Annotated in this window: 3 protein-coding genes; 1 reads left to right on the top strand and 2 read right to left on the bottom strand. The window is 75.1% G+C overall.

What is annotated here, in order from left to right; all coding sequences use genetic code 11:
* Positions 1 to 776: phosphotransferase (locus HGA02_RS15640; RefSeq protein WP_168679995.1), on the bottom strand; the 776-nt coding region annotated here is incomplete at its 3' end.
* A 134-nt stretch (positions 777 to 910) separates the two neighbouring features.
* Positions 911 to 1,648 carry a hypothetical protein gene (locus HGA02_RS15635; RefSeq protein WP_343035516.1) on the bottom strand — a complete coding sequence of 246 codons (738 nt, stop codon included), beginning with the start codon at positions 1,646 to 1,648 and terminating at the stop codon, positions 911 to 913.
* Positions 1,649 to 1,891: 243 nt separating this feature from the next.
* On the opposite strand from HGA02_RS15635, the gene HGA02_RS15630 reads away from it, so the two are divergent.
* The coding region (locus HGA02_RS15630; protein WP_168679990.1) for a sigma-70 family RNA polymerase sigma factor at positions 1,892 to 2,743 on the top strand (852 nt) is incomplete at its 3' end.

Raw genomic sequence — 2,743 nt, 5'->3', positions numbered from 1 at the left:
CGGACGGCGGCGGCGTCGTCGAGCGCGCTGACCATGTCGGTGCCGACGCACGTGAGGAACGCGGCGAGCAGCGCGCGCGCCGCGGCGGAGTACTCGCCGCCGGCGTCGACGACGACCTCCGCGATGATGAGCGCGGTGAGCGCGACGTCGAGCTCGGCCGGGCCGCTGCGGGCGTTCGACCAGTCGATGAGCGCGGGCCCGTGCGCCTCGCTGAGGATGACGTTCGCGGGATGCAGGTCGAGGTGCACGACCGTCGGGCCGCCGGTGACGTGCGGCCACTGCGACCGCGTGTCGCTCCAGCCGTCGGGCGCGGGGATCTCGTGCAGCCGGCGGTGCAGGTCGGCGAGGATCTGCGCGCCGTCGTGGATCGACACCTCGCCTGCCGTCAGCGCCTGCAGCAGCGTCGGCCCGTGCAGCCGCTCGGCGACCAGGTCGGGGCCGTGCACGCCGAGCACGGCGGGCGCGGGGAAGCCGTGCGCGACGACGTGCCGCAGGATCTCGGCCTCGCCCGACGCGTCGCGCCCGTCGCGGTCGCGCCGCAGGACGCGCCGGTCGTCGAGCGCGTAGACGTCCGCGACGGTCCCGGTCGCGAGGAGCGGCCCGGGCGGGTCGGCGGTGAGGTCGACGTCCAGGTCCTCGAGGTCGGACGGGACGCCGGGGTGGCGGGGCTGCGACGGGACGGCGGCGCCGCTCGTGGACGCTCCCTCGCCGGCCGGGTGAGGGGCGGACGCGTCGCCTGCGGGTGCAGGGTCAGGGGCGAGCTCGGCGGGGTTCATACAAAGACGGTAGACGCATCCGCCCGACTTGTCCCGGGCACCCGTCCGACTCCGCGCTGACCTGCACCGTAGCGACAGTTGAACCGTCGCCTATCGGCGCTTGACCTTCGACGCCCCTCTGCGGGGGCAGCCGATCAGGGGCGTGAGACCCGTCGCAGCGTGTGCACCGCCTCCTCGTGCGTGGCCGGCAGCCGCTCGACCCAGACGCGGACGGGCTGCCGGGTCGCGGCTCTGACCTCGAGGCGGTCGACCCTCCGCGCGATCTCGACCTGCAGCCGGGACACGCGCTCCTCGAGCGGGTCCTGCCGCCGCGACAGCACCGCGAAGACGCCGCCGCCGAGCGTGGCCATCGGGTGGCCGTCGCCGAACGTCGCGGTCATCGCCGCACCGATCGCGGCCGACCGGGCCGCCCGGGTGAACGGGTCCACCGCACCCGCGGCGACGTCGACGAGGACCAGGTGGTGGGACTCCTGCGCGGTCAGCGCCGCGCGCTCGCCGTCCTGGTAGGTCTCGGCGAGCCGGACCGCGAGGTACTGACGCGTCGGCAGGCCGGACTCGGGGTCGAGCGACGTGCCCACCGACACGGCCGCCGCCTGCGCGTCGGCCCAGCCGTCGCACAGCGCGCGCACCGCGAGCAGCGGGGGCTGTGCCTCGCCGCGCGAGCGGTACAGGCACGCGAGGTCGTCGATCGTCTCGGCGATCCCGACCCCGTCGTAGCCGCGGGCACGGCCGAGCTCGGCGGCCGCGAGCGTCGGGTCGCGGTCGTCGAGGACCGCGCCGGCCAGGTCGTCGACCGCGGGGTGGTACCAGTCCGCGGGCCGCAGCCAGACCGAGCCGAGGCTCTCGTGCCGCCAACGCTCGCGCAGTGCCACGCCTGCGGCGTCGTCCCTGCCGATGTCTGTCGTCACGCCTGATGAGAGGGCGCCACCCGCCGTCGGTGACGCGGGATGCGGAACTTTTCACCCACCCGTTCGAGCGCTTTCCCCGCCGCTCGCCGCCCGGAACCGCCGGAGCATCACGTACGTTGCAATTGGGCGATTGCGGTCTGGACACCCGATCCATCCGTTGTGGCAGGCTGTGCGCTCGACGAAGAACGCTGACGGGAGCAGGTCGTGGTGGCAAGCACGCGGCTCGGTGACGGCGTCACAGGGGACGCCGAGCTGATCGCTGCCGTGCGCACGGGTGACGCCGCCTCGTTCGGCACCCTCTACGAACGTCACGCGGGTGCCGCGTTCGTCGTCGCCCGCCAGTACACCGACTCGCACGCCGACGCGGACGACGTCGTCGCCGACGCGTTCACCGCCGTGCACGGCGCGCTGCAGCGCGGGAACGGCCCCGAGTCCGCGTTCCGCGCCTACCTGTTCACCGTCGTGCGGCGCACGGCCGCCGACCGCCGCGAGAAGGCCCGGCGCGTCGAGCCGACGGACGACCTGGCGACGCTCGAGCGCGGCACCGCGTGGGCCGGCACCGCGGAGGAGCCGGCCCTCGAGGGGTTCGAGCGTGGCGTCGTGTCGCGGGCGTTCCACTCGCTGCCCGAACGGTGGCAGGCCGTCCTGTGGCACTCGGAGGTCGAAGGGCTCTCGCCCGCGCAGATCGCCCCGATCCTCGGCCTGACCGCGAACGGTGTCGCCGCGCTCGCGTACCGCGCGCGCGAGGGCCTGCGGCAGGCCTACCTCCAGCAGCACCTGCAGGACCCGCTCGACGAGGGGTGCCGCACCGTCTCCGGCAAGCTCGGCGCCTACGTGCGCGGGGGCCTCGGGACGCGCGAGAACGCGCAGGTCGAGAAGCACCTCGACGACTGCGGCGACTGCCGTGCCCTGGTCCTCGAGCTCGGCGACGTCAACCACGGCATGCGGGCGGTCGTCGCACCGCTCGTGCTCGGGATCGTCGGCCTCGGCGCACTGGCCCACGTGCTGCCCGTCGGCGGCGGGATCGCCGCGGGTGCGGCGGCGCTCGGCACCGGGGCG

The sequence above is a fragment of the Cellulomonas septica genome, from assembly GCF_012396155.1.
GTDB lineage: Bacteria > Actinomycetota > Actinomycetes > Actinomycetales > Cellulomonadaceae > Cellulomonas > Cellulomonas septica.
This window is presented reverse-complemented; position numbering and strand designations above follow the sequence as displayed.